At 72.2% G+C, this 22,640-nt stretch carries 17 protein-coding genes; 15 read left to right on the top strand and 2 right to left on the bottom strand.

Features of this window, described 5'->3' with window-relative positions; genetic code table 11:
* Positions 1–19 precede the first annotated feature (19 nt).
* Entirely contained in the window at positions 20–847 is an 828-nt protein-coding gene (locus tag ACFYVL_RS28045; RefSeq protein WP_389249573.1) for an oxidoreductase, read from the top strand.
* Positions 848–1,319: 472 nt separating this feature from the next.
* Here ACFYVL_RS28045 and ACFYVL_RS28040 read toward each other — a convergent pair whose 3' ends face one another.
* On the bottom strand, positions 1,320–2,198 hold the full coding sequence (locus tag ACFYVL_RS28040; protein ID WP_389249571.1) for an HAD family hydrolase: 879 nt from the start codon (positions 2,196–2,198) through the stop codon (positions 1,320–1,322).
* Between the two features lie 475 nt (positions 2,199–2,673).
* Between ACFYVL_RS28040 and ssd the strand changes: the two genes are divergently transcribed.
* The 7 genes from ssd to ACFYVL_RS28005 all read left to right on the top strand — a co-directional run bounded on the left by ssd (position 2,674) and on the right by ACFYVL_RS28005 (position 7,664).
* Positions 2,674–3,765 carry a septum site-determining protein Ssd gene (ssd, locus tag ACFYVL_RS28035; protein ID WP_389249569.1) on the top strand — a complete coding sequence of 364 codons (1,092 nt, stop codon included), beginning with the start codon at positions 2,674–2,676 and terminating at the stop codon, positions 3,763–3,765.
* Complete coding sequence (locus ACFYVL_RS28030) at positions 3,762–4,913, top strand: TadA family conjugal transfer-associated ATPase (protein ID WP_389249567.1); 1,152 nt, start codon at positions 3,762–3,764, stop codon at positions 4,911–4,913. Before ssd ends, ACFYVL_RS28030 begins: the two co-directional genes overlap by 4 nt.
* Positions 4,914–4,942: 29 nt before the next feature.
* Positions 4,943–5,773, top strand: a complete 831-nt coding sequence (locus ACFYVL_RS28025; protein WP_389249783.1) for a type II secretion system F family protein — start codon at positions 4,943–4,945, stop codon at positions 5,771–5,773.
* Positions 5,770–6,561, top strand: coding sequence for a type II secretion system F family protein (locus ACFYVL_RS28020; protein ID WP_389249565.1), 792 nt, complete (start codon positions 5,770–5,772; stop codon positions 6,559–6,561). The genes ACFYVL_RS28025 and ACFYVL_RS28020 overlap by 4 nt, the downstream gene beginning before the upstream one ends.
* A gap of 77 nt (positions 6,562–6,638) precedes the next feature.
* Entirely contained in the window at positions 6,639–6,857 is a 219-nt protein-coding gene (locus tag ACFYVL_RS28015; protein WP_389249563.1) for a DUF4244 domain-containing protein, read from the top strand.
* Complete coding sequence (locus ACFYVL_RS28010) at positions 6,844–7,239, top strand: TadE family type IV pilus minor pilin (protein WP_389249561.1); 396 nt, start codon at positions 6,844–6,846, stop codon at positions 7,237–7,239. Before ACFYVL_RS28015 ends, ACFYVL_RS28010 begins: the two co-directional genes overlap by 14 nt.
* A gap of 140 nt (positions 7,240–7,379) precedes the next feature.
* Complete coding sequence (locus ACFYVL_RS28005; protein ID WP_389249559.1) at positions 7,380–7,664, top strand: Rv3654c family TadE-like protein; 285 nt, start codon at positions 7,380–7,382, stop codon at positions 7,662–7,664.
* Between the two features lie 248 nt (positions 7,665–7,912).
* On the opposite strand, the gene ACFYVL_RS28000 is transcribed toward ACFYVL_RS28005, so the two are convergent.
* On the bottom strand, positions 7,913–10,396 hold the full coding sequence (locus tag ACFYVL_RS28000; RefSeq protein WP_389249557.1) for a DEAD/DEAH box helicase: 2,484 nt from the start codon (positions 10,394–10,396) through the stop codon (positions 7,913–7,915).
* An 81-nt stretch (positions 10,397–10,477) separates the two neighbouring features.
* Between ACFYVL_RS28000 and ACFYVL_RS27995 the strand changes: the two genes are divergently transcribed.
* The 7 genes from ACFYVL_RS27995 (at position 10,478) to topA (ending at position 22,458) form a co-directional block, all read left to right on the top strand.
* Positions 10,478–10,831 carry an STAS domain-containing protein gene (locus tag ACFYVL_RS27995; RefSeq protein ID WP_185033884.1) on the top strand — a complete coding sequence of 118 codons (354 nt, stop codon included), beginning with the start codon at positions 10,478–10,480 and terminating at the stop codon, positions 10,829–10,831.
* Positions 10,832–10,951: 120 nt separating this feature from the next.
* Positions 10,952–11,401, top strand: coding sequence for an ATP-binding protein (locus ACFYVL_RS27990; protein WP_389249554.1), 450 nt, complete (start codon positions 10,952–10,954; stop codon positions 11,399–11,401).
* A 221-nt stretch (positions 11,402–11,622) separates the two neighbouring features.
* Complete coding sequence (locus ACFYVL_RS27985) at positions 11,623–14,055, top strand: sodium-translocating pyrophosphatase (protein ID WP_389249552.1); 2,433 nt, start codon at positions 11,623–11,625, stop codon at positions 14,053–14,055.
* 236 nt (positions 14,056–14,291) lie between these two features.
* Positions 14,292–14,813 carry a small secreted protein gene (locus ACFYVL_RS27980; protein WP_389249550.1) on the top strand — a complete coding sequence of 174 codons (522 nt, stop codon included), beginning with the start codon at positions 14,292–14,294 and terminating at the stop codon, positions 14,811–14,813.
* A gap of 200 nt (positions 14,814–15,013) precedes the next feature.
* A complete protein-coding gene (locus ACFYVL_RS27975) occupies positions 15,014–16,573 on the top strand; it encodes a methyltransferase (RefSeq protein WP_389249548.1) in 1,560 nt (519 codons plus the stop codon).
* Positions 16,574–16,713: 140 nt separating this feature from the next.
* A complete protein-coding gene (locus ACFYVL_RS27970; protein ID WP_389249545.1) occupies positions 16,714–19,326 on the top strand; it encodes a protein kinase in 2,613 nt (870 codons plus the stop codon).
* A gap of 285 nt (positions 19,327–19,611) precedes the next feature.
* A complete protein-coding gene (topA, locus tag ACFYVL_RS27965) occupies positions 19,612–22,458 on the top strand; it encodes a type I DNA topoisomerase (protein ID WP_389249542.1) in 2,847 nt (948 codons plus the stop codon).
* Positions 22,459–22,640: the final 182 nt, after the last annotated feature.

Genomic DNA, 22,640 nt, shown 5'->3' with positions numbered 1-22,640 from the left:
GTGCGTACGCTCCTTACTTATGAGTACGAACGCTGACCCGCTCGCGGCGCTGGGTGCGCTGACCGGTGTGCCCGAGGCCGTGGATTCCGTGCGCAAGGCCGTGGACCGGGTGTACGGACACCGCGTCATGCGGCGCCGCAGCAACGAGATCACCGCGGAGGCCGCACTGCGCGGAGCCCGTGGTTCGGCGGCGCTCTCCGGTGCCGACTGGGCGTTGGAGGAGGTGCGGCGGCGTACCGACTTCAGCGTGGACGAGGAGTCTTGGGTGGTCGGCGGCGCCCTGCGGCTGACTGCCGAGGCCGGGCAGCTGCTGTCGATCTGGCGCCAGTCGCCGCTGCGGGTGCTGGCGCGTCTGCACCTGGTGGCGGCCGGGGGTGCGGGGATCGCCGACGAGCTGGTGGGCAGGCCGCGGCTCGCGGGCGAACCGGTGGACGAGCCGCTGATCGAGCTTCCGCTGCCGGGTGCCGACGAGGTGGCGGGCCGGCTGGAAGGGCTGTCCCAGCTGATCATCGCGGGTGGTGCCGCGGCTCCCGCGCTGGTCACTGCGGCGGTGGTGCACGGTGAGCTGCTGGCGCTGCGGCCGTTCGGCTCGCACAACGGGCTGGTCGCGCGCACCGCCGAGCGCATCGTCCTGATCAACAGCGGTCTCGACCCGAAGTCCGTCTGCCCGGCCGAGGTCGGCCACGCGGAACTGGGCCGGGCTGCCTACGTCGGTGCCCTTGAGGGGTACGTGTCGGGTACGCCGGAGGGTGTGGCGGCGTGGATCGCGCACTGCGGTCGCGCGGCGGAGCTGGGGGCCCGGGAGTCGACCGCGGTCTGCGAGGCACTGCAGCGGGGCGCGGCCTGAGGCTCTCGCGCAGCGGGGCGCGGGGTGCGGCGGACGCGCTCGGTGCGGCCGGGGTGCGAGTGGCACCCGAGGCGGGGCGTGACCGGGGCGTGAAGCGCGGCCGAGGTCGGGTGCGGCGTCGGGGTGTCCCGGGGTGATCCTCAACTGCCCCTGCCGCGCCGGGGTTTGTGGCCGGAAAAGAGATGCGGCGGTACCTGAATCGGTACCGCCGCTGGCATGTCCGCCGGGTTACCAAGCGTCCTCGAATGATTGCCCATCAGGTCGGGATCTTCGCCCGTGGCCTGGTGCGGCTGGCCCGTAATCGACGGGTCGACGTCGCGTGGGTGCTCGGCTTTCATGCTTCGGTCCGTGGGGCCGTGCTGCGTAGAAAGGTGATCCTCTCGGATGTCCCTGGTCTCGCGGGCCGTTGAGTCCTTTGTACTCCCCTGGCCGGAGAAGCGGAACCCCCGGCAGCACTTCTTTACTTTTACTCTCAAATACGGGCAAAGCGTCCGAGTGAGGTGTCTCCTGCGAGCCTGCCGCGGCGGCGGCTCGCGTACCAGACGAGACCGGCGGTGGCGGCTGCCGCGCCCACCGCCGCTGCCGCCATCAGGGCGGGGCGGGGCGGCATGGAGAGGGAAGGGATCCGCTGCTTCAGCCGGACCGGTCGGCTGAAGACGAGAATCGGCCACTCCCTGGCGGTCGCCTCGCGGCGCAGCGCGCGGTCCGGGTTGACCGCGAACGGGTTGCCGACCGACTCCAGCATCGGAACGTCGGTGGCCGAATCGCTGTACGCGAAACAGCGCGTCAGGTCGTACCCCTCCGATGCGGCGAGCTCCTTGACCGCTTCGGCCTTGGTGGGGCCATAGGCGTAGTACTCCACCTCACCGGTGAAGCAGCCGTCGTCGCCGACGACCATCCGGGTGGCCACCACCCGGTCGGCGCCCAGGAGCTCGCCGATCGGCTCCACCACCTCGGCGCCCGACGTCGAGACGATCACCACGTCCCGGCCGGCCGCGTGGTGCTCCTCGATCAGGGAGGCGGCCTCGTCGTAGATGATCGGGTCGATCAGGTCGTGCAGGGTCTCGGCGACGATCTCCCGTACCTGCTGGACGTTCCAGCCCTTGCAGAGCGCGGAGAGATATTCGCGCATGCCCTCCATCTGATCGTGGTCGGCGCCGCCCGCCAGGAAGACGAACTGTGCGTAGGCCGTTCGCAGAACGGCCCGGCGGTTGATCAGTCCGCCTTGGTAGAAGGACTTGCTGAAGGTCAGCGTGCTCGACTTCGCAATGACAGTCTTGTCCAGATCGAAGAAGGCAGCGGTACGAGGCAACGAGTGGTTTTCCACGAGGCGAGCATAGGCGCCCACCATTCGGCGTACGCTGGGGCGCGTGGGTTTGCCTGAGAAGGCTCTCGGGTACACCATGGAAGTCACGGATCGTTCGCGACCGTGCTACCCCGGTTCGGCTCCTCCCCCCCCGAGTCGGACCGTGGCAGACGACCCCCGCTCTCCCCCCCGGCGGGGGTCGTCGCATGTCCGGATGCTTTTTGCGGCTCCGGTACGGCCCCTCGTACGTGTTCATCGCTCGACTCCCTCGCTGCTGTCCGGCTTCCGGTGTTCGCTTCGTACGATGTGAACTCGTTACTCTGTGTAGTTGTTCCGTTCCCCTTGGAAGTCACTGGTAAGGGTGAGCGGAATATTCACAAGAGCGGAGTTGTCCACAGTTTTCGAGCAAGATCCACATTGATTTCCAGATCGCTGCACGGTGATTCCAGTCCGCGAACTCAGCGGATGTCCAAATCACTTGAGATCGCAGTGAGAGGGGGCGGGGATCGTGGCTGGATCGATGACACCCGACAGGTTGTCGGCCGTCGAAGGGCGGCGCGGCGGACCGCTGATCGTCACCGAGGACGTGGAACTGCTCGACGATCTGCTGAGGCTGTGTGCCGCGGCGGGAGCGGAGCCGGAAGTCCATCACGGAGTGCCGGAGCGCCGCGGAAGCTGGGAGTCCGCACCGCTGGTCCTCGTCGGGGACGACGCGGCGGCCCGGGTGCGCGGGGCCGTGCGCAGACGCGGCGTCATGCTCGTCGGGCACGACCAGGACGACCCGTCGGTCTGGCAGCGGGCCGTCGAGATCGGCGCGGACTACGTGCTGCGGCTGCCGGACGCCGAGAACTGGCTGGTGAACCAGATCGCCGACGCGGCGGAGGGCGTCGGCCGTCAGGCACTCACCGTCGGCGTGATGGGCGGACGCGGCGGCGCCGGGGCGTCCACCCTGGCCTGCGCGCTGGCCGTCACGGCGGCCCGCTCGGGCCGCCGGGCGCTGCTCGTCGACGGGGACCCGCTCGGCGGCGGGCTCGACGTCTTGCTCGGCGGTGAGGCGGTGGAAGGTCTGCGGTGGCCGGATTTCGCCTCTTCCCGGGGGCGGGTGGCCAGTGCCGCGCTGGAGGAGTCGCTGCCCCGGCTGCACGACCTGAGGGTGCTGAGCTGGGACCGCAGCGACGCCGTGGTGATCCCGCCGGAGGCGATGCGGGCCGTGCTGGCCGCGGCCCGCCGGGCCGGCGGAGTGGTGGTCGTGGACCTGCCGCGCCGGGTGGACGAGAGCGTGGCGGAGGCGCTGGCCCAGCTGGACGTGGGGCTGCTGGTGGTGCCGGGCGAACTGCGGGCGGTGGCCGCGGCCAAACGGGTCGCCTCGGCGGCGGGCATGGTCCTGGCGGACCTGCGCACCGTCGTACGGGGCCCGTACGCGGCGGGGCTCGACGAGGAGTGGGTGGCCAAGACCCTGAACCTGCCACTGGTGGGCGAGCTTCCTCCCGAACCCGGCCTGTGGGAAGCCCTGTCGGGCGGGGACCCGCCGGGGAGCAGCACGCGCGGGCCACTGGCCCGGTTCTGCACGGCCTTCTGGGAGCGCGCACTGGTCGGGGGTGCGGCCCGATGAGCGCGACCGTACTTCTCAACGCCGTGCGTCAGCGGCTCGCCGAGAGCGGCGCGGAGCCGACACCGGCCAGGGTGGCCGCCGCGCTGCGCGCCCAGGGGCGGCTGCTGGGCGACGCCGAAGTGCTCGGCGCGGCAGCGGAGCTGAGGTCCGAGCTGGTGGGTACGGGGCCGCTGGAGCCGCTGCTCGCCGATCCGTCCGTGAGCGACGTACTGGTGTCGGCGCCGGACCGGGTGTGGGTGGACCGGGGTGCGGGCCTGGAACTCTCCGGGGTGACCTTCGCGGACGCGGCTGCGGTGCGCAGGCTGGCGCAGCGGCTCGCGGCCGTCGCCGGACGACGGCTGGACGACGCCCGGCCGTGGGTGGACGCGCGGCTGCCGGACGGGACGCGGATGCACGCGGTCCTGCCGCCGGTTGCCGTCGGGGCGACCTGCCTGTCGCTGCGGGTGGTGCGGCCGAAGGCGTTCCGGCCCGACGAACTGGTCGCGGCGGGCACGGTGCCGCCCGGCGGGGACGTACTGCTGCGGGCGCTGGTGGAGGCCCGGCTGTCGTACGTGATCAGCGGGGGCACGGGAGCGGGCAAGACCACGCTGCTCTCGGCTCTGCTGGGGCTGGTCGGCGCGCGCGAGCGGATCGTGCTGGCCGAGGACTCGGCGGAGCTGCGGCCCGACCATCCGCACGTGGTGCGTCTGGAGTCCAGACCCCCCAACCAGGAAGGTGCAGGCCGGGTCACCCTGCGGGACCTGGTGCGGCAGGCGCTGCGGATGCGGCCCGACCGGCTGGTGGTCGGGGAGGTCCGAGGGGCCGAGGTGACCGACCTGCTGGCGGCCCTGAACACGGGGCACGAGGGCGGCTGCGGCACGGTGCACGCCAATGCGGCGGCACATGTACCCGCCCGGCTGGAGGCGCTGGGGACGGCCGCGGGGCTCGACCGGGCGGCGCTGCACAGCCAGTTGGGGGCCGCTCTGTCGGTGGTGCTGCACCTCGTTCGGGACCGCGACGGGCGGCGCAGGCTCGCCGAGGTGCACGTGCTCGGGCGGGACGCGGCCGGGCTTGTGGTGACGGTGCCCGCGCTGCGCTGGGGCGCCGAGGGGTTCGTGCGGGAGCGCGGCTGGCCCCGGTTGCGGGAGCTGATCGGGGACGCGTGGTGAGCCCGGTGGGAGCCGCCGGGTACGCGGCGATGCTGTGCGCGGGGCTGGCGGCGTGGCTGCTGGTCGGCTGGGAGCACGAGATGCGGCGGGCCCGCCTGGTGGTGGCCGGTGGCCCGGCGGAGGAGCGGGGGGCGCCCCCGTGGGAGGCGTGGTGGCGCCGGTTGCGGGAGCGGGTGCCGCCCCAGTGGCTGTGCGTGCCGGTGGCGGCCCTGGTCGCCGTGCTCGCCGAGTCGGTGATTCCGCTGGTGCTCGGGGCGGTGGCGGTGCCCCTGGTGGGACGGCGGTTGCGGGCGCGGGAGCTGGCGCGGGCACGAGGTGCGCGCGGGGACCGGGTGATCGCGCTGTGCGGTGCGGTGAGCGGGGAACTGCGGGCCGGGAGCCAGCCGGGGCAGGCCCTGTGCGCGGCAGCCGCGGACACCGGAGGGCTCGGGGCCGCGGAGGCCGAGGTGCTGGCGGCGGCCCGGTTCGGGGGTGATGTGCCGGTGGCGCTGCACCGGGCGGCGGGCGAACCGGGGGCCGGGGGACTGGTCGGGATCGCCGTCTGCTGGCAGGTGTCGGTGGGCAGCGGGGCCGGGCTCGCCGCCGGGCTGGAACGGCTGGAGGCCGCCCTGCGGGACGAGCGGGACCGCCGCGAGCAGTTGCGGGCCCGGCTGTCCGGAGCGTGGTCGACGGTGGCGCTGCTCGCGCTGTTGCCCGTGGTGGGGGTGGTGATCGGCAGCGCGATGGGCGCCGACCCGCTCGGGGTGCTCCTGCACACGCCGCTGGGGCTCGGATGCCTGGTCGCGGGCGGACTGCTGGAGGCCGGGGGCCTGGCGTGGGCCCGCCGGATCGTACGGAGCGGAGAGGGGGAGGGCGCGTGAACGGGGACGTTGTCCACAGGCTGGGGGTAGTTCTGTCGGCCGGTTCGGCCGCGGGATGTCTGCTCTTCGCGGTGGCGGGCCGGCGCCGGGAGCAGGAGACGAAACGGCGGCTCGCGGCACTGCTGGCGGTCGAGGCGGCGCTGTACGCCGAGCGGCGGCGCGGAGGGTTTCGCGGCGGGGCGGCGTGGGCGCGGGACTGGGGCGGGCCTGCCGGAGCGGTGATCACCGGGTACGTGTTGGTGGGCGGGGTGTGGGGGTGCCTGCTCGGAGCTGCCGCGGCGATCGGCGTACGGCGGTGGCAGCGGGGGCGGCGGCCACGGGGTGAGGCGGCGGCGGAGGAGGCCGCCGCAGGGCGGCAACTTCCGCTGGCAGCAGACCTTTTGGCGGCCTGCGTGGCCTCGGGGGCCGGGCCCAGGGAGGCGGCCGAGGCGGTGGGGGCGTCGCTCGGCGGTCCGGTCGGGGAGCGGCTCACGCGGGTGGCGGCCGAACTGCGGCTCGGTGGCGAACCGGCCGAGGCGTGGGGCCGGTTGGGGTCCATACCGGGCGCGGAGGGGCTGGCCAGGTGCCTGGAGCGGGCCGGCAGCAGCGGCGCTCCGGCGGCGGGACCGGTGGCCCGGGTGGCGGACCGGCTGCGGGCGGAACGTGCGCGCAGGGCCGAGGCAGGCGCCAACCGGGCCGCCGTACTGATCGTCATGCCGCTGTCGCTGTGCTTTCTGCCGGCGTTCCTGGTGATGGGGGTCGCGCCGGTGGTGATCGGTCTGGCGGACGGGCTGCTGGGAGGTGGGTGAGGGACGGGTTCCGCCCGACAGGACGGGGCGGGGCGAGCGGAGTCGTACGAACTGAGGCGGAAATCACGGAGGTTGTCATGCGGAAGTGGATGCGGGGCTGGGTGGTACCGGGTGTGCGAGGTGCCTGGGCGGCGCGGCGGAGGGCTCGTGACGAGGGGATGACCACGTCCGAGTACGCGGTGGGAACGATCGCCGCGTGTGCCTTCGCGGCGGTGCTCTACAAGGTCGTCAACAGTGGCGCGGTTTCGGCGGCGTTGCAGGCGGCGGTGGGCAGGGCGCTCGATGTGCAGTTCTGAGCGGACGGGGGTGCGGGGCCGTGCGGGGCCGGGCTCCGGGGACCGGGGGTTCGTGACCGCGGAGGCGGCGCTGGTGCTGCCGGTGCTGGTGGTGTTCGGGATGGCTCTGGTGTGGTCGCTGATGGCCGCTGCCGCGCAGATCCAGTGCGTGGACGCGGCGCGGGCAGGGGCTCGGGCGGCGGCCCGCCAGGAGCCTCCGGCGGCGACCGAGGCGGCGGTCCGGCAAGCGGCACCCGACGGCGCGAGTGTCGCGCTCCGGCGGGAGGGCGACCTGGTGCGGGTGTCGGTGACGGCCCCCGCGCCGGGCCCCGGCGGCCTGGGGCTGACACTGCGCGCGGAAGCGGTGGCACTCGCCGAGGAGACGGTGGGGGCGGGCACATGAGGCGGGCCGGCCGGTGGACGGGGAGCGGCCGGGGCCGAGGGGCGGCAGCGGAGGGAGACCGAGGGGCGGCGGCGACGGAGCGCGGCCTAGGGGCCGGGCCGGGCCGGGACCGGGGCTCGGCGACAGTGTGGGCGCTCGGGGTGATCGCGGTGCTGGGGCTGGTGTTCGCGGGGGTGCTGTCCATGGGCCAGGCGGTGGTGGCCCGGCACCGGGCGGGCGGCGGCGCCGACCTCGCGGCACTGGCGGCGGCCGGGGAGTGGACACGGGGCGAGAGCGCGGCCTGCGGAAGGGCCACGGAGGTGGCGCGGGCACAGGGAGTACGGGTGGTGGGGTGCGCGGTGCGGGGGGAGGTGGCGGACGTTTCGGTGGGGGCGAAGGTGGGGCCGTACGAGGTGGTGGTGAGGTCCCGGGCGGGGCCGGGATGAGGCGGAGCGGTCGGGACGGACCGGGGGCGGCGGGGCCGGGCGGGTCCGCATGTGATTGGCTCCCGCAGCCGCTGGGCCGCTGGGCCGCTGGGCCGCTGGGCCGCTGGGCCGCTGGGCCGCTGGGCCGCTGGGCCGCTGGGCCGCTGGGCCGCTGGGCCGCTCGGGAGGCTCTTGGGAGTTCCGGGGCGGACGGGGAGGGCCACTGTGGCCGCAACGGGCTGCTGCTCATGGTGCCCGGAGGGGCGGTGCTACGGGGTCGGGGGCGGTGGTGAGGGCGTGTTCGGGGGTGGGGCCGCGTTGAGGAGGGTGGTGAGGAGGCGGAGGGCGCCGCGTTTGTGGAGGGGGTCGTTGCCGTTGCCGCACTTGGGGGACTGGATGCAGGACGGGCAGCCCGCTTCGCACTCGCAGGAGGCGATGGCCTCGCGGGTGGCGGTCAGCCAGGCCTGGGCGGTGTGGAAGCCGCGCTCGACGAAGCCCGCGCCGCCCGGGTGGCCGTCGTAGACGAAGACCGTGGGCAGGAGCGTGTCCGGGTGGAGCGGGATGGACACGCCGCCGATGTCCCAGCGGTCGCAGGTGGCGAAGAGCGGAAGGAGACCGATGGCGGCGTGTTCGGCGGCGTGCAGGGCGCCGGGGAGGATCTCGGGGTTCAGCCGGGCCGCGTCGAGGTCGTCCTCGGTGAGGGTCCACCAGACGGCGCGGGTGCGCAGGGTGCGGGGCGGCAGGTCGAGTTTGGTCTCGCCGAGCACCTCGCCGGTGATGAGTTTGCGGCGCAGGAAGGAGACGACCTGGTTGGTGACCTCGACGGAGCCGTAGTGGAGGCGGGCGGTGCCCCAGGGCACGGTCTCGTCGGTGGCGAGGATGGAGATGGCGGTGGTGTCACGGGCGGTCGTGGAGTACGGCGGGGCGGCCTCCTCGACGAGGGCGACGGAGTCGTCCAGGTCGAGCCGGCGGACCAGGTAGGTGCGGCCCTGGTGCAGGTGGACGGCGCCCTCGTGGACGGCCGTGTGGGCGGCCTCGGCGTCCACGGTCCCCAGCAGACGGCCGGTGGACTCCTCGACGATCTGGACGGGGTTGCCGCCGCCGCCCCGGATGTCGGTGAGGTCGGCGGCCCGCTCGCGGCGGGTCCAGTACCAGGACCGTGAGCGGCGGCGCAGCAGGTTCGCGGCTTCGAGGGACGGGAGGAGCGGGGCGGAGGCCGGGCCGAAGAGGGTGAAGTCGGGCTCGGTGAGCGGGAGTTCGGCGGCGGCGGCGCACAGGTGGGGGGCGAGGACGTAGGGGTTGTCGGGGTCCAGGACGGTGGACTCGACGGGCTGGGCGAACAGGGCCTCGGGATGGTGGGCCAGGTAGGTGTCCAGCGGGTCGTCGCGGGCCACCAGAACGGCCAGGGCGCCGTCGCCGGAGCGGCCCGCGCGGCCGGCCTGCTGCCACAGGGAGGCCCGGGTCCCGGGGTAACCGGCGATGAGGACGGCGTCCAGGCCCGAGACGTCGATGCCGAGTTCGAGGGCGGTGGTGGCGGCGAGGCCGAGGAGCTCTCCGGAGTGCAGGGCCGCCTCCAGGGCGCGGCGTTCCTCCGGGAGGTAGCCGCCCCGGTAGGCGGCGACCCGGCGCGGCAGGGTGCGGTCGACCTCGGAGAGGCGTTCCTTGGCGATGAGGGAGATCAGCTCGGCGCCGCGGCGGGAGCGCACGAAGGCGACTGTGCGGGTGTTGTGCAGGATCAGGTCGGTGAGGAGGTCGGCGGTCTCCGCGGTGGCGGTGCGGCGGACGGGGGCGTTGTTCTCGCCGTGGAACTCGGTGAGCGGGGGCTCCCAGAGGGCGAAGACGAGTTCGCCGCGCGGGGAGGCGTCGTCGGCGACCTCCTGGACCGGCAGGCCCGTCAGGCGGCTCGCTGCGACGGCCGGATCGGCGGCGGTGGCCGAGGCGAGCAGGAAGACGGGTTCGGCGCCGTAGCGGGCGCACAGGCGGCGCAGCCTGCGTACGACCTGGGCGACGTGCGAGCCGAAGACGCCCCGGTAGGTATGGCACTCGTCGATGACGACGTACCGCAGCGCCTTCAGGAAGGAGGACCAGCGGGGGTGGGAGGGCAGGATCCCGCGGTGCAGCATGTCGGGGTTGGTCAGGACGAGGTTCGCGTACTGGCGGACCCACTCGCGCTCCTCGACCGGGGTGTCGCCGTCGTAGACCGCGGGGCGGATCGCGTTGCCGAGCGGCGCGGCGAGGGATTTCACCGCGCGGCGCTGGTCGGCGGCGAGCGCCTTGGTGGGGGCGAGGTAGAGCGCGGTCGCCCCCCGGCCGTTCGGGGCCTCGGAGCCGTCCAGGAGGGCGGTGAGGACCGGCGCCAGGTAGGCGAGCGACTTGCCCGAGGCCGTTCCTGTGGCGATCACCACTGATTCGCCGTCCAGCGCGTGCTCCGCGGCCCGTGCCTGGTGGGTCCAGGGGTGCGCGATCCCGGTTTCCTGGATCGCCGCGATCACTTCGCCGCGGATGCGGTCGGGCCATACTGCATGGCTGCCCTCCCGCGGGGGCAAGTGCTCCGTATGAGTGACGCGAGCGGCCCGGCTCTCCCCTGCGGTGAGACGGGCGAGGACCTCACCGGGAGACGGGGCATCGGCCCTGCTCTGGGGAGGTCGTCCGGGACGGGGATTCTTGGCCATCACCGCCGAGTGTGTCACTGGCGTGACGGACAATGGACCCAAGGCGTCGTGCTCGCCTGCTGGTAAGTGATTGAATGCCATCGCGGCTGGCGTTCCGTCCTCTGGCTCCGCCGGGGAGACAACAGGGGGACGGCCGCTCGATAGCAAGGTGCTGGAGGATCCGTGGACCTGTCCCTGTCGACTCGCAACGTGACCGGACCCGCAGGCGACCGTACGGTCGTCGAGGTCGGTGGCGAGATTGATGTGTATACCGCGCCCAAGCTGCGCGAGCAGTTGGTCGAGTTGGTGAACGACGGCAGCTATCACCTGGTCGTCGACATGGAGGGCGTGGACTTCCTCGACTCCACCGGCCTCGGCGTGCTCGTGGGCGGACTGAAGCGCGTGCGTGCCCACGAGGGCTCGCTGCGCCTGGTCTGCAACCAGGAGCGCATTCTCAAGATCTTCCGGATTACCGGGCTGACCAAGGTGTTCCCGATTCACACCACGGTCGACGAAGCCGTCGCGGCCACCGACTGACGGCTTCCGGTTTCCGGAAGCAGGCTGAACCAAGAGCAGAACAAGAAGTACGACGTGGGGTGCCGGGCCTTGCCGCCCGGCCCCTGCGGACGCACGCCCGTACGTCCGAGGGGGAGCGCAATGGCCACCGTGGAACTCCGTTTCAGCGCCCAGCCCGAGCACGTCAGGACGGCCCGCCTCGTGGCGGCCGCCGTGGCGCGCCGGGCCGGGGTCGACGAGGCGGTGCTGGACGAGGTCCGGCTCGCGGTGGGTGAGGCGTGCTCCCGGGCCGTCGGTCTGCACCGTACGAACAACATCGCGGCACCGGTCCGGGTCGCGCTGACCGAGGAGGAGAAGTCCTTCTCCATCGAGGTCGGCGACGAGCTTCCCGGGCCGGCCGGGGCGGTGCCGGGGGCGCGTGTGGCGCCCGGCGCGGCACCGGGATCGGTGGACCTCGAATCCGACGGCGAGGACGACATGGGTCTCGCCGTCATCAGCGGGCTCGTCGACGACCTCCAGGTCATTGACGGGGAAAACGGCGGAGTGATCCGGATGAGCTGGCCCACCGCTTCCGCGGCGGTAATGCCCTGAAGGTATTCTTCGCAGGCGCACGGATCTCCTGTGTGTCGCCCCGATGATTTTCGAAAGGCCCTGCTCAGCAGGGCCTTTCGTATTTCTCGATCTTTTCGGGAAGCTTTTCCGTGATCAATTCCGGTGATCCGTTTTCTTGATCCGGCAACGGCACTCTGTTGAGATCAGCTTCCGCTACCTACAATCCGTCCACATCTTGAGCTCTGCATCAAGGAGGACGAATGGCGGGACTTCTCAACTCCCCACAGTCCGAACACTTCACGAATCTCGCGGTCTCACTGACCGACAACAACCGGCTCGTCGTGATCGTCATCGCGGCCGTCGCGGTCGCCGCGCTGATCGTCGCTCAGCTGCTGGTACGTCAGGTACTGGCGGCCGGTGAAGGCACCGAATCCATGAAGAAGATCGCCGCCGCCGTGCAGGAGGGCGCGAATGCCTATCTCATGAGGCAGTTGCGCACCCTCGGGATCTTCGCGGTGGTCGTGGTCTTTCTTCTGCTGCTTCTCCCGGCGGACAACACCTCGCAGCGGATAGGGCGTTCGGTGTTCTTCCTCGTCGGCGCGGCGTTCTCGGCGGCCACCGGTTACATCGGTATGCGTCTGGCCGTACGAAGCAATGTGCGTGTTGCTGCGGCTGCGCGGGAAGCGACCCCTGTGGATGGGGAGACGGAAAACTGTTCGGCGGAAAAGGATCTGACCTCCGTCTCGCACAAGGCAATGAAGATCGCATTTCGTACGGGCGGCGTCGTCGGCATGATTACGGTGGGCCTCGGCCTGCTGGGCGCGGCCGTCGTCGTCCTCGTGTACGCCGAGCACGCGCCGAAGGTCCTGGAGGGCTTCGGACTGGGGGCGGCCCTCATCGCGATGTTCATGAGGGTCGGCGGCGGCATCTTCACCAAGGCCGCCGACGTCGGCGCCGACCTGGTCGGCAAGGTCGAACAGGGCATTCCGGAGGACGATCCGCGCAATGCCGCGACCATCGCGGACAACGTGGGCGACAACGTCGGCGACTGCGCGGGCATGGCGGCCGACCTGTTCGAGTCGTACGCCGTGACCCTGGTCGCCGCGCTGATCCTCGGCATGGCGGCCTTCGGCGACGCGGGGCTCGCGTTCCCGCTGATCGTCCCGGCGATCGGGGTGGTCACCGCCATGATCGGGATCTTCGCCGTGGCACCCCGGCGCAGCGACCGCAGTGGCATGTCCGCGATCAACCGCGGGTTCTTCATCTCCGCGGTGATCTCGCTCGTCCTGGTGGCCGTGGCCGTCTTCGTGCACCTGCCGTCGTCGTACGCCGACCTGGAGGGCGTCGCGGACAAGTCGGTCCTCGGGCACAGCGGCGACCCGCGGATGCTCGCGCTGGTCGCGGTCGCCATCGGGATCGTGCTGGCCGCACTCATCCAGCAGCTGACCGGGTACTTCACCGAGACCACCCGGCGGCCGGTCCGCGACATCGGCAAGTCGTCGCTGACCGGGCCCGCGACCGTGGTGCTGGCCGGCATCTCCATCGGGCTGGAGTCCGCCGTCTACACCGCGCTGCTCATCGGGCTCGGCGTGTACGGGGCGTTCCTGCTGGGCGGGACGTCGATCATCCTGGCCCTGTTCGCGGTGGCGCTGGCCGGGACCGGGCTGCTCACCACCGTCGGTGTCATCGTCGCGATGGACACCTTCGGCCCGGTCTCCGACAACGCGCAGGGCATCGCGGAGATGTCCGGCGACGTCACCGGGGCCGGCGCCCAGGTGCTGACCGACCTGGACGCGGTGGGCAACACGACGAAGGCCATCACCAAGGGCATCGCGATCGCCACCGCGGTCCTCGCGGCGGCGGCGCTCTTCGGCTCGTACCGGGACGCGATCCTCGGGGCCGCGAAGGACGCGGGGATCGTCAGGACCAGCGGCGAGGGGGCGCCGGTCAACATCGTCATGGACATCGCGCAGCCCAACAACCTCGTCGGGCTGATGCTGGGCGCCGCGGTCGTCTTCCTCTTCTCGGGGCTGGCGATCAACGCGGTCTCCCGGTCCGCCGGTGCCGTGGTCTTCGAGGTGCGCAGGCAGTTCCGCGAGCACCCCGGGATCATGGACTACACCGAGAAACCGGAGTACGGGCGGGTCGTCGACATCTGCACCAAGGACGCGCTGCGGGAGCTGGCGACACCCGGGCTGCTGGCCGTCATGGCACCGATCGCGGTCGGCTTCACCTTCGGCGTCGGCGCGCTCGGCGCGTACCTCGCGGGGGCGATCGGGGCGGGCACGCTGATGGCCGTCTTCCTCGCGAACTCGGGCGGCGCCTGGGACAACGCCAAGAAGCTCGTCGAGGACGGGCACCACGGCGGCAAGGGCGGCGAGGCGCATGCCGCGACCGTGATCGGGGACACCGTCGGTGACCCGTTCAAGGACACGGCGGGTCCCGCGATCAATCCGCTGCTGAAGGTGATGAACCTGGTGGCACTGCTGATCGCGCCCGCGGTGGTGCAGTTCAGCTTCGGCGTCGACGCCAATCCGTGGGTACGGGCCGTGGTCGCGGTGATCGCCGTCGGTGTGATCGTCGGCGCGGTGTACGTGTCCAAACGGCGCGGGATCGTGATGGGTGACGAAGGCAACTCGGGCGGTGTTCCCGAGCAGCCGAAGCCGCCCGTGGCAACGAAGGCGGTGACCTAGCCGAGCGTGCGGCGAGGCGGGTGACAAATGATCAAAAGACGGGCGGTCTGCGCTGGTTGGAGCGCCGGCCGCCCGTTCGCGCCGAGGTGCGGCAGGGGGTGCGGGCGGGGTTCGTGAGCTGTCTCTCTCTTGGTGCAAATGGCTTCAATGGTGGGTAAACCGGATGGCCGACACGCGGGGACGACCCACTTGGCGTGTATGTTCCGGGGCCGAGAGCCTTGGAAGGGACCAATCCGGTGAACAAGAAGCTTGCGGCCGCACTGTCCGGCGGTGCGGTACTGGTGATGATGACCACGCTGACCGGCTGCGGGGACAGCCCCGAGGAGAAGGCCAAGAAGGAAGCGGAGGCGTGGTTCAACTCCTACTGCCCCAAGGAGAAGGCTTCCCTGGAGAAGGGGAAGAAGGCGGACCGCACGATGGCCGCGGTGACGGACGACGGCAAGCCGGAGGACATCAAGAAGGCCGACTCCGCCTCCCTCCAGCAGATGGTGGACGCGGACAAGGAGCTGGTCACGGTGCTGCGGCAGGCCGGTGCGCCGCCGATCAAGGGCGGTGAGGAGCGGCACAAGAAGATGATCCAGGACCTGGAGAAGCGGGCCGCCTCCTTCACCGAGCTGAAGAAGCAGGCCGACGCGCTGGACACCAAGAACCAGGGCGAGTTCGCCAAGGGCCTGGACAAGCTCGGCAAGGACATGGGCAAGGTCGCCGGCCAGCCGATCCTCTGCGCGGCGAACGAGAAGTACGCCAAGGCCTCGTAACGGACCGTCGGGGCGGGCGGGGCGTATGTCGCGCTGGTGGTGTGCACGGCAGCGGTGGTGCGCGGGGTACGGACGGTGTGCGAGGTGCGGGCGGTGTGCGGGGTCCGGACGGTGTGCGGGGTGCGGGCGGTTGCCGCGGCCGGGGCCGGTCCGGGCCCTGCGGTACCGGGATTGTCAGTGGCAGCGGTGACAATGGCGGGGTGAGTCAGACCAGCCTTTCCGCGCCCCTGCCCGAGTCCCTGCCCACCCCGCAGAACGCGGCCCGACTGCGGGACGCCCTGCTCGCCGCGGCCTTCACCGCCGACGGGCTGCTCGATCTGCTCGGCGCGCCCGCCTACAGCGCGCTGGCCCGCGGCGAGACCGTGCCCGCGCTGCGGGCGACCCGTGGCGACGGCCCCCTCGCCACGCTGGTGCGGCTCTTCCTGCTCCAGGAGTCCGTGCCCGCCGCCCGCGCCGCCGAGGTGCTGCCGGTGGACCTGTGCCTGGCCGACGGATGGCTGGCGGCCGACGCGGACACCGGCGAGCTGCGCGGTCGCGTCGACGTGCGGCCGTACGGCGGGGACGAGGGCCAGGACTGGTTCATCGTGTCCGACCTCGGGCGCGCGGTCGGCGGCGCCGGCGGTGCGGGCACCCGCGAGGAGGGCGTCGTGCTCGGCGTCGGCGGCGCCTCCACCACGCTCGCCGGGATCACCGTACGGACGCCCGTCGGCTCGGCCCTCGACCTCGGTACCGGGTCCGGCATCCAGGCGCTGCACGCCGCGCAGCACGCGGTGCGGGTCACCGCCACCGACCTGAACCCCCGTGCCCTGGACTTCACCCGGCTCACCCTCGCGCTGTCGGGGGCGGCACAGGCCGAACTGCTGGAGGGGTCGCTCTTCGAGCCGGTCGGGGAGGCGACGTACGACCTGATCGTCTCCAACCCGCCGTTCGTCATCTCGCCCGGTGCCCGGCTCACCTACCGCGACGGCGGGATGGGCGGCGACGACCTGTGCCGCACGCTCGTCTCCGGCGCGGGGCAGCGGCTGAACGCGGGCGGCTTCGCCCAGTTCCTGGCCAACTGGCAGCACGTGGAGGGCGAGGACTGGAAGGACCGGCTCCGCTCCTGGGTGCCGCGTGACTGCGACGCGTGGATCGTGCAGCGCGAGGTGCAGGACATCACGCAGTACGCCGAACTGTGGCTGCGCGACGGCGGCGACCACCGCACCGACCCGGCCGAGTACGCGGCGCGGTACGAGGCGTGGCTGGACGAGTTCGAGGAGCGGAAGACCACCGGCGTCGGCTTCGGCTGGATCACCCTGCGCAAGCGTCCGGCCGAGCTGCCCGGCGAGCCCTCGGTCACCGTCGAGGAGTGGCCGCACCCGGTCGAGCAGCCGCTCGGCCCGGTGATCAGGGCCCACTTCGAGCGCCAGGACTACCTGAGCGGGCACGACGACGCCGCGCTGCTCGCCGACCGGTTCGTGCTGGCGGACGAGGTCGTGCAGGAGCAGATCGGGGTGCCCGGCCAGGAGGACCCGGAGTACGTGGTGCTGCGGCAGAACCGCGGCATGCGAAGGGCGACCAGGGCCGACACGGTCGGTGCGGGCTTCGCCGGGGTCTGTGACGGGACCCTGAGCGCCGGACAGATCCTGGACGCCATCGCCCAGCTCATGGACGAGGACCCGGTACTGCTGCGGGACCGGACCCCGGAAGCCATTCGGTCCATGGTGGAACAGGGATTCCTGGTGCCGCTGGGGGACGAGGAGGCCATGGGTACCGAGTGACGGCATTTACCCGGTAAGGGTCTCCGTACTGCCCCCGGTGCGCGGCTACCTTCGGAGAAGGCGCGGGCGCGTGTGCCGTGTCCGCGCAGGAAGCCGTCCCGGGAGCGCGCTCCCGGGGGAGTGGTCTCGGGGGAGGCGCCATGGCGGGCAGCACGCCGGAGCGGGGTGGGCAGCGGATCGTCGCGGGACGGTACCGGCTGGTTCGGAAGCTGGGCCTGGGCGGCATGGGCCGGGTGTGGCTGGCCTACGACCAGGAGCTGACCACCGAGGTCTCCATCAAGGAGATCGTCATGCCGCCGGCGGCGGACGGGGACTCGGCCGGTGAGCGCGACCGGTCCGAGCGGATCGCCCGCGCGCGCAGCGAGGCCCGCAACGCGGCCCGGCTGCGCGGCCATCCGCACGTGGTCACCGTGCACGACGTGGTGGTGCACGACGGACTGCCCTGGATCGTCATGGAGTTCGTGCCCGATGCGGTGGATCTCCAGGCGCTGGTGCGGAGTTCGGGACCGCTGTCGCCGCAGGAGACCGCCCGGATCGGGCTCGGTGTGCTCGACGCGCTCACTTTCGGCCACCGGATCGGCATCCTCCACCGAGATGTGAAACCGGCCAACATCCTGCTGGCCCCGGACAGTTCCGGACCGTACGGGCGGGTGCTGCTGACCGACTACGGGATCGCGCTCCGGCCCGGCCTGAACGAACCCCGGCTGACGGCCACCGCCGGAATCCTCGGCACCCCCGGCTACTTGGCGCCCGAGCGGGCCCACGGGGATCCGCCGACACCGGCCGCCGACCTCTTCTCGCTCGGCGCGACGCTGTACACGGCCGTCGAGGGGCGGGGCGCCTTCGACCGGGACGACAACTACGCCATGCTCACCGCCCTGCTGACGGAGCCTCCGGCTCCACCGGTGCGGGCCGGGGAACTGCTGGGCCCCGTACTGCTGGAACTGCTGCGGAAGAACCCGCTCCGGCGGTCCGCGCCCGAGACCGTGGCGCACGGGCTGGAACGGGTGCGGCAGGGGCCGGTGCGGGGGTTCGGACCGGTGCCGCCGTACGGAATCGGTGGCGGAGGCATTGGTCCCGGTGCGGCTCCGGGGAGCGGGACCGTGCCGTTGGGTGCGGGGGCGTCCACCCCGGGCGGCGCGGGCGGAACCCCGCCCCGGGGCCCGTACGACCCCCGCCAGGGGCCCCATCCCTACCCGTACGAGCAGAATCCGTACGCACGCGGCGGCCCGGGAGACCCGCACACCCCGGGGACGCCCGGCGGGAGCGGCGCGGGAACGCCGACGGCACCCGCGACACCGGGCACCCCTGGCACACCTGGCGCGCTCAGCACCCCTGGCACGCCCGGCATACCCGGTGCGTCCGGCACACCTGCCACTCCGGGCGCACCCGACGCCTCGGGAACTCCCGGCACGCCCGGCACTCCTGAAGGCGGGACGCCCGGGAGTCCCGGAGGTCCTGGAAACCCCGGTGCACCTGGGACTCCCGGGACCCCAGGTACCCCTGGGATGCACGGAATGTACGAGACGTACGGGGCGTACAGGGAGTACGGAGCCCAAGGCGCCCCCGGGACCCCCAATACACCTGGCGCACCAGGCACCCCCAGCCCGTTCGGCAGCCCTAGCCCCGTCGGCACGCCCGGCCCCACCGGTACCCCCAACCCCCTCGGCACCCCCGAAGTCGACCGGGACGCCGAGACCATCGGCGCAGCTCACGCGCCCGGCGCAGCACAGCCGCCCGGCCCCGCGCACACCCCCACCCCCGACACCACCGCTACTCCCACCCCCACCCCCGGCCCCCCTCCCGGAGCATCGGCTTCCGGTGCGGGTGGGCAACGTCGGCCCAGGCCCCGGAAGGCCGTCGTCGTGGGGGCGGTCGTGCTCCTGGTGCTCGCGGCGGGCGGCACCACCTGGGCGGTGCTCACCACCGAGGCGGGCAAGAAGGACCGGGCCGGCGGCGCCGGAGCCACTTCGTCCGCGTCCCGTACGCCGTCCGCCCGGCCGAGCGAACCGGCCACGGGCTCCGGCGGGCTCTATCCGTACGGGGCGGACATCGGCCTGACCAAGTCCCTGACCGTGGGGGACTGCGTCAACGCGGTGTGGACGAGCGGGCCGTTCTCCGGGCAGCCCAACATCGGGGTCGCGGACTGCGCGAACGACCAGCCGGACGGCCAGGCGATGGCGGTGGCCAGGTTCGACACCGCGGAGGCCGCCCGGCAGGACGGGGCCGCCGTCTGCCGGAGCGAGACCCGCGGGGTGGTGGACGCGCTGCCCGACGCGGCGTCGTACCCGCTGATCCCGACGGCCCAGGGGTTCGACCGGGCCGGCGGCGAGGTGGTCTGCCTGGTGCTCGGGCGGCACACCGGGATCGGCAGCGAGGTCGGCAGGTTCCGGGACATCGGCCTGGACCTGCCGGTACCGGCGATGGCGGTCGGCGACTGCTGGAACTACAAGGACCTGAAGACGACCTTCTCCGCGCTGCTCACGGACTGCACGGAGCCGCACACCGACCAGGTGGTCGGGTCGGTGGGGGCACCGGCGGGCATGACGTTCAAGCGGGCGCTCGACAACGTCCACAAGCTCTGCGGCAACCGGTTCGAGGCGGCCTGGGCGCCCGGCGCGAAACTGACCGTGCTGGGCCGGATCGCCGGCGAGGAGGAGTGGAACAGCGGCTTCAACAAGATCGTTTGCACGGTCGGCCGCGCCGACGGGAAGGCGGAGGCGGGGAAGCTCACGCCGGTCGGCGGCGGGTGAGGGAGACCAGGTGGGAGGGCGTCCGGCGGTGCGGTGCGGCGGTGGACCAGTGGGCGGAGGGCGTCGGACCCGTAAGGGGTGGTGTGTCGGTCCGGGCGGCAGGAATGGCGATTGTCGGGTTACCGTCTCCGGAGTGGCCGTTGCGGGCTTTCGGGCTTTTGCCGTTTGACACGGGGGCGGGTTGTACCGTCACACTCCGCAGCGTTGAGCGTCGGCACGACCCGTGCCCGGCGCCCACGGACCACCGCTTGTGACCACGAGTGTCGACCGGAGAGAAGAGCCAAGTTGTCCCCGACCAGCGAGACCGCACAGGGCGGCCGCCGACTCGTCATCGTCGAGTCTCCTGCCAAGGCGAAGACGATCAAGGGCTACCTCGGCCCCGGATACGTAGTCGAGGCGAGCGTCGGGCACATCCGCGACCTCCCCAACGGCGCCGCCGAGGTGCCGGACAAGTACACCGGCGAGGTGCGCCGCCTCGGCGTGGACGTCGAGCACGACTTCCAGCCCATCTACGTCGTGAACTCCGACAAGAAGGCGCAGGTCAAGAAGCTCAAGGAGCTGCTGGCCGAGTCGGACGAACTCTTCCTCGCCACCGATGAGGACCGCGAGGGCGAAGCCATCGCGTGGCACCTGCAAGAGGTACTGAAGCCCAAGGTCCCGGTCCACCGGATGGTCTTCCACGAGATCACCAAGGACGCGATCCGCGAGGCGGTGTCGAACCCGCGCGAGCTGAACCAGCCGATGGTCGACGCCCAGGAGACCCGCCGCATCCTCGACCGGCTCTACGGCTACGAGGTCTCGCCGGTCCTGTGGAAGAAGGTCATGCCGCGGCTGTCGGCCGGCCGTGTCCAGTCCGTCGCCACCCGACTGGTCGTCGCCCGGGAACGCGAGCGCATCGCTTTTCGTTCTGCTGAGTACTGGGACCTCACCGGTACGTTCTCCACCGGACGCGCCGGTGACGCCTCCGACCCGTCCTCCCTGGTCGCCCGCCTGGTGACGGTCGACGGCAGGCGCATCGCCCAGGGCCGCGACTTCAACGCGGCCGGACAACTGAAGAGCGACGTCCAGCACCTCGACGAGGCGAACGCGCGGGCCCTGGCCGCCGCGCTCGCCGACTCCTCCTTCGCCGTGCGCTCGGTCGAGTCCAAGCCCTACCGCCGCTCGCCGTACGCCCCCTTCCGTACGACGACCCTCCAGCAGGAGGCGTCCCGCAAGCTCGGTTTCGGTGCGAAGTCGACGATGCAGGTGGCCCAGAAGCTGTACGAGAACGGCTTCATCACCTATATGCGTACGGACTCCACGACGCTGTCCGACACCGCAGTCCAGGCCGCGCGCACCCAGGTGACCCAGCTGTACGGCGCCTCGTACCTGCCGGACAAGCCGCGCACGTACGCCGGCAAGGTCAAGAACGCGCAGGAGGCGCACGAGGCGATCCGTCCGTCCGGGGACCGCTTCCGCACTCCGGCCGAGACCGGACTGACCGGCGACCAGTTCAAGCTCTACGAGCTGATCTGGAAGCGGACCGTCGCCTCCCAGATGAAGGACGCGGTCGGCAACTCCGTCACCGTGAAGATCGCCGGCACCGCCTCCGACGGCCGGGTCGCCGAGTTCTCCGCCTCCGGCAAGACGATCACCTTCCACGGCTTCATGAAGGCGTACGTCGAGGGCGCCGACGACCCGAACGCGGAGCTGGACGACCGCGAGCGCAGGCTCCCGCAGGTCGCCGAGGGCGACGCGCTGGCCGCCGAGGAGATCACCGTCGACGGCCACGCCACCAAGCCGCCGGCCCGCTACACCGAGGCCTCGCTGGTCAAGGAGCTGGAAGAGCGCGAGATCGGCCGCCCGTCCACGTACGCCTCGATCATCGGCACGATCCTGGACCGGGGGTACGTCTTCAAGAAGGGGACGGCGCTCGTCCCGTCCTTCCTGTCCTTCGCCGTGGTCAACCTGCTGGAGAAGCACTTCGGCCGGCTCGTCGACTACGACTTCACCGCCCGGATGGAGGACGACCTCGACCGCATCGCGCGGGGCGAGGCCCAGTCCGTGCCGTGGCTGAAGCGGTTCTACTTCGGTGAGGGCGAGGCGGCGGGCGCCGCCTCCGACGCGGGCAACGGCGACGGCGACCACCTCGGCGGGCTCAAGGAACTGGTGACCGACCTCGGCGCGATCGACGCGCGGGAGATCTCGTCGTTCCCGGTCGGCGACGGCATCGTGCTGCGGGTCGGCCGCTACGGTCCGTACGTCGAGCGCGGTGACAAGGACGCGGAGAACCACCAGCGCGCCGACGTACCGGACGACATGGCTCCGGACGAGCTGACGGTGGAGTACGCGGAGGAACTGCTCGCCAAGCCGAGCGGTGACTTCGAGCTGGGCGCCGACCCGGAGACCGGGCGGCAGATCGTCGCGAAGGACGGCCGCTACGGCCCGTACGTCACGGAGATCCTGCCCGAGGGGACGCCGAAGACCGGCAAGAACGCGGTGAAGCCGCGGACCGCCTCGCTCTTCAAGTCGATGTCGCTGGACACCGTGACCCTGGCGGACGCGCTCAAGCTGATGTCGCTGCCCCGGGTGGTGGGCACCGACGCCGAGGGCGTCGAGATCACCGCGCAGAACGGGCGCTACGGGCCGTACCTGAAGAAGGGCACGGACTCGCGGTCGCTGGAGACCGAGGACCAGCTCTTCTCCATCACGGTCGAAGAGGCACTGGCGATCTACGCCCAGCCGAAGCAGCGGGGCCGCGCCGCGGCCAAGCCGCCGCTGAAGGAACTGGGCACCGACCCGGTCAGCGAGCGTCCCGTCGTGGTGAAGGACGGCCGGTTCGGCCCGTACGTCACCGACGGCGAGACCAACGCGACGCTGCGCTCCGGCGACAGCGTGGAGGAGATCACTCCGGAGCGCGGCTACGAGCTGCTCGCCGAGAAGCGGGCCAAGGGACCGGCGAAGAAGACCGCGAAGAAGGCGGCCAAGAAGGCGCCGGCGAAGAAGACCGCCGCGAAGAAGACGGCGGCGAAGAAGACGGCCGCCACGAAGACCGCGGCCAAGAAGACGACGGCCTCGGCCGCCAAGAAGGCGCCCGCCAAGAAGGCACCTGCGAAGAAGACGGCGGCGGCCTCGGCCGACTCCGCCGAGTAGGACGCGCAGCGGGTTCGGACCGGCCGCCGCACGGCCGGGGCGTACGGGCCCCGCTCCCCCGAGGGAGCGGGGCCCTTCGCCGTCGTGCGGGGCCCGTGCGCGGGCGGTCCGGCGACGGTCCCGGCCGGTCGGACGGGCGCACACCCCGGCAACCGTCCATACGTTCGGACACCCACGCATGG

The organism is Streptomyces sp. NPDC004111 (genome assembly GCF_042874215.1).
Lineage (GTDB): Bacteria > Actinomycetota > Actinomycetes > Streptomycetales > Streptomycetaceae > Streptomyces.
Note: the sequence above shows the minus strand (reverse complement) of the source record. Positions and strands in the feature narration are given on the sequence as shown.

Excerpts from the sequence above, each read along its gene's own strand:
- ACFYVL_RS28045 (WP_389249573.1), top strand. The coding sequence starts at position 20 with ATGAGTACGAACGCTGACCCGCTCGCGGCGCTGGGTGCGCTGACCGGT.
- ACFYVL_RS28040 (WP_389249571.1), bottom strand. The coding sequence starts at position 2,198 with ATGGTGGGCGCCTATGCTCGCCTCGTGGAAAACCACTCGTTGCCTCGT.
- ssd (WP_389249569.1), top strand. The coding sequence starts at position 2,674 with ATGACACCCGACAGGTTGTCGGCCGTCGAAGGGCGGCGCGGCGGACCG.
- ACFYVL_RS28030 (WP_389249567.1), top strand. The coding sequence starts at position 3,762 with ATGAGCGCGACCGTACTTCTCAACGCCGTGCGTCAGCGGCTCGCCGAG.
- ACFYVL_RS28025 (WP_389249783.1), top strand. The coding sequence starts at position 4,943 with ATGCTGTGCGCGGGGCTGGCGGCGTGGCTGCTGGTCGGCTGGGAGCAC.
- ACFYVL_RS28015 (WP_389249563.1), top strand. The coding sequence starts at position 6,639 with ATGCGGAAGTGGATGCGGGGCTGGGTGGTACCGGGTGTGCGAGGTGCC.
- ACFYVL_RS28010 (WP_389249561.1), top strand. The coding sequence starts at position 6,844 with ATGTGCAGTTCTGAGCGGACGGGGGTGCGGGGCCGTGCGGGGCCGGGC.
- ACFYVL_RS28000 (WP_389249557.1), bottom strand. The coding sequence starts at position 10,396 with ATGGCATTCAATCACTTACCAGCAGGCGAGCACGACGCCTTGGGTCCA.
- ACFYVL_RS27990 (WP_389249554.1), top strand. The coding sequence starts at position 10,952 with ATGGCCACCGTGGAACTCCGTTTCAGCGCCCAGCCCGAGCACGTCAGG.
- ACFYVL_RS27985 (WP_389249552.1), top strand. The coding sequence starts at position 11,623 with ATGGCGGGACTTCTCAACTCCCCACAGTCCGAACACTTCACGAATCTC.
- ACFYVL_RS27970 (WP_389249545.1), top strand. The coding sequence starts at position 16,714 with ATGGCGGGCAGCACGCCGGAGCGGGGTGGGCAGCGGATCGTCGCGGGA.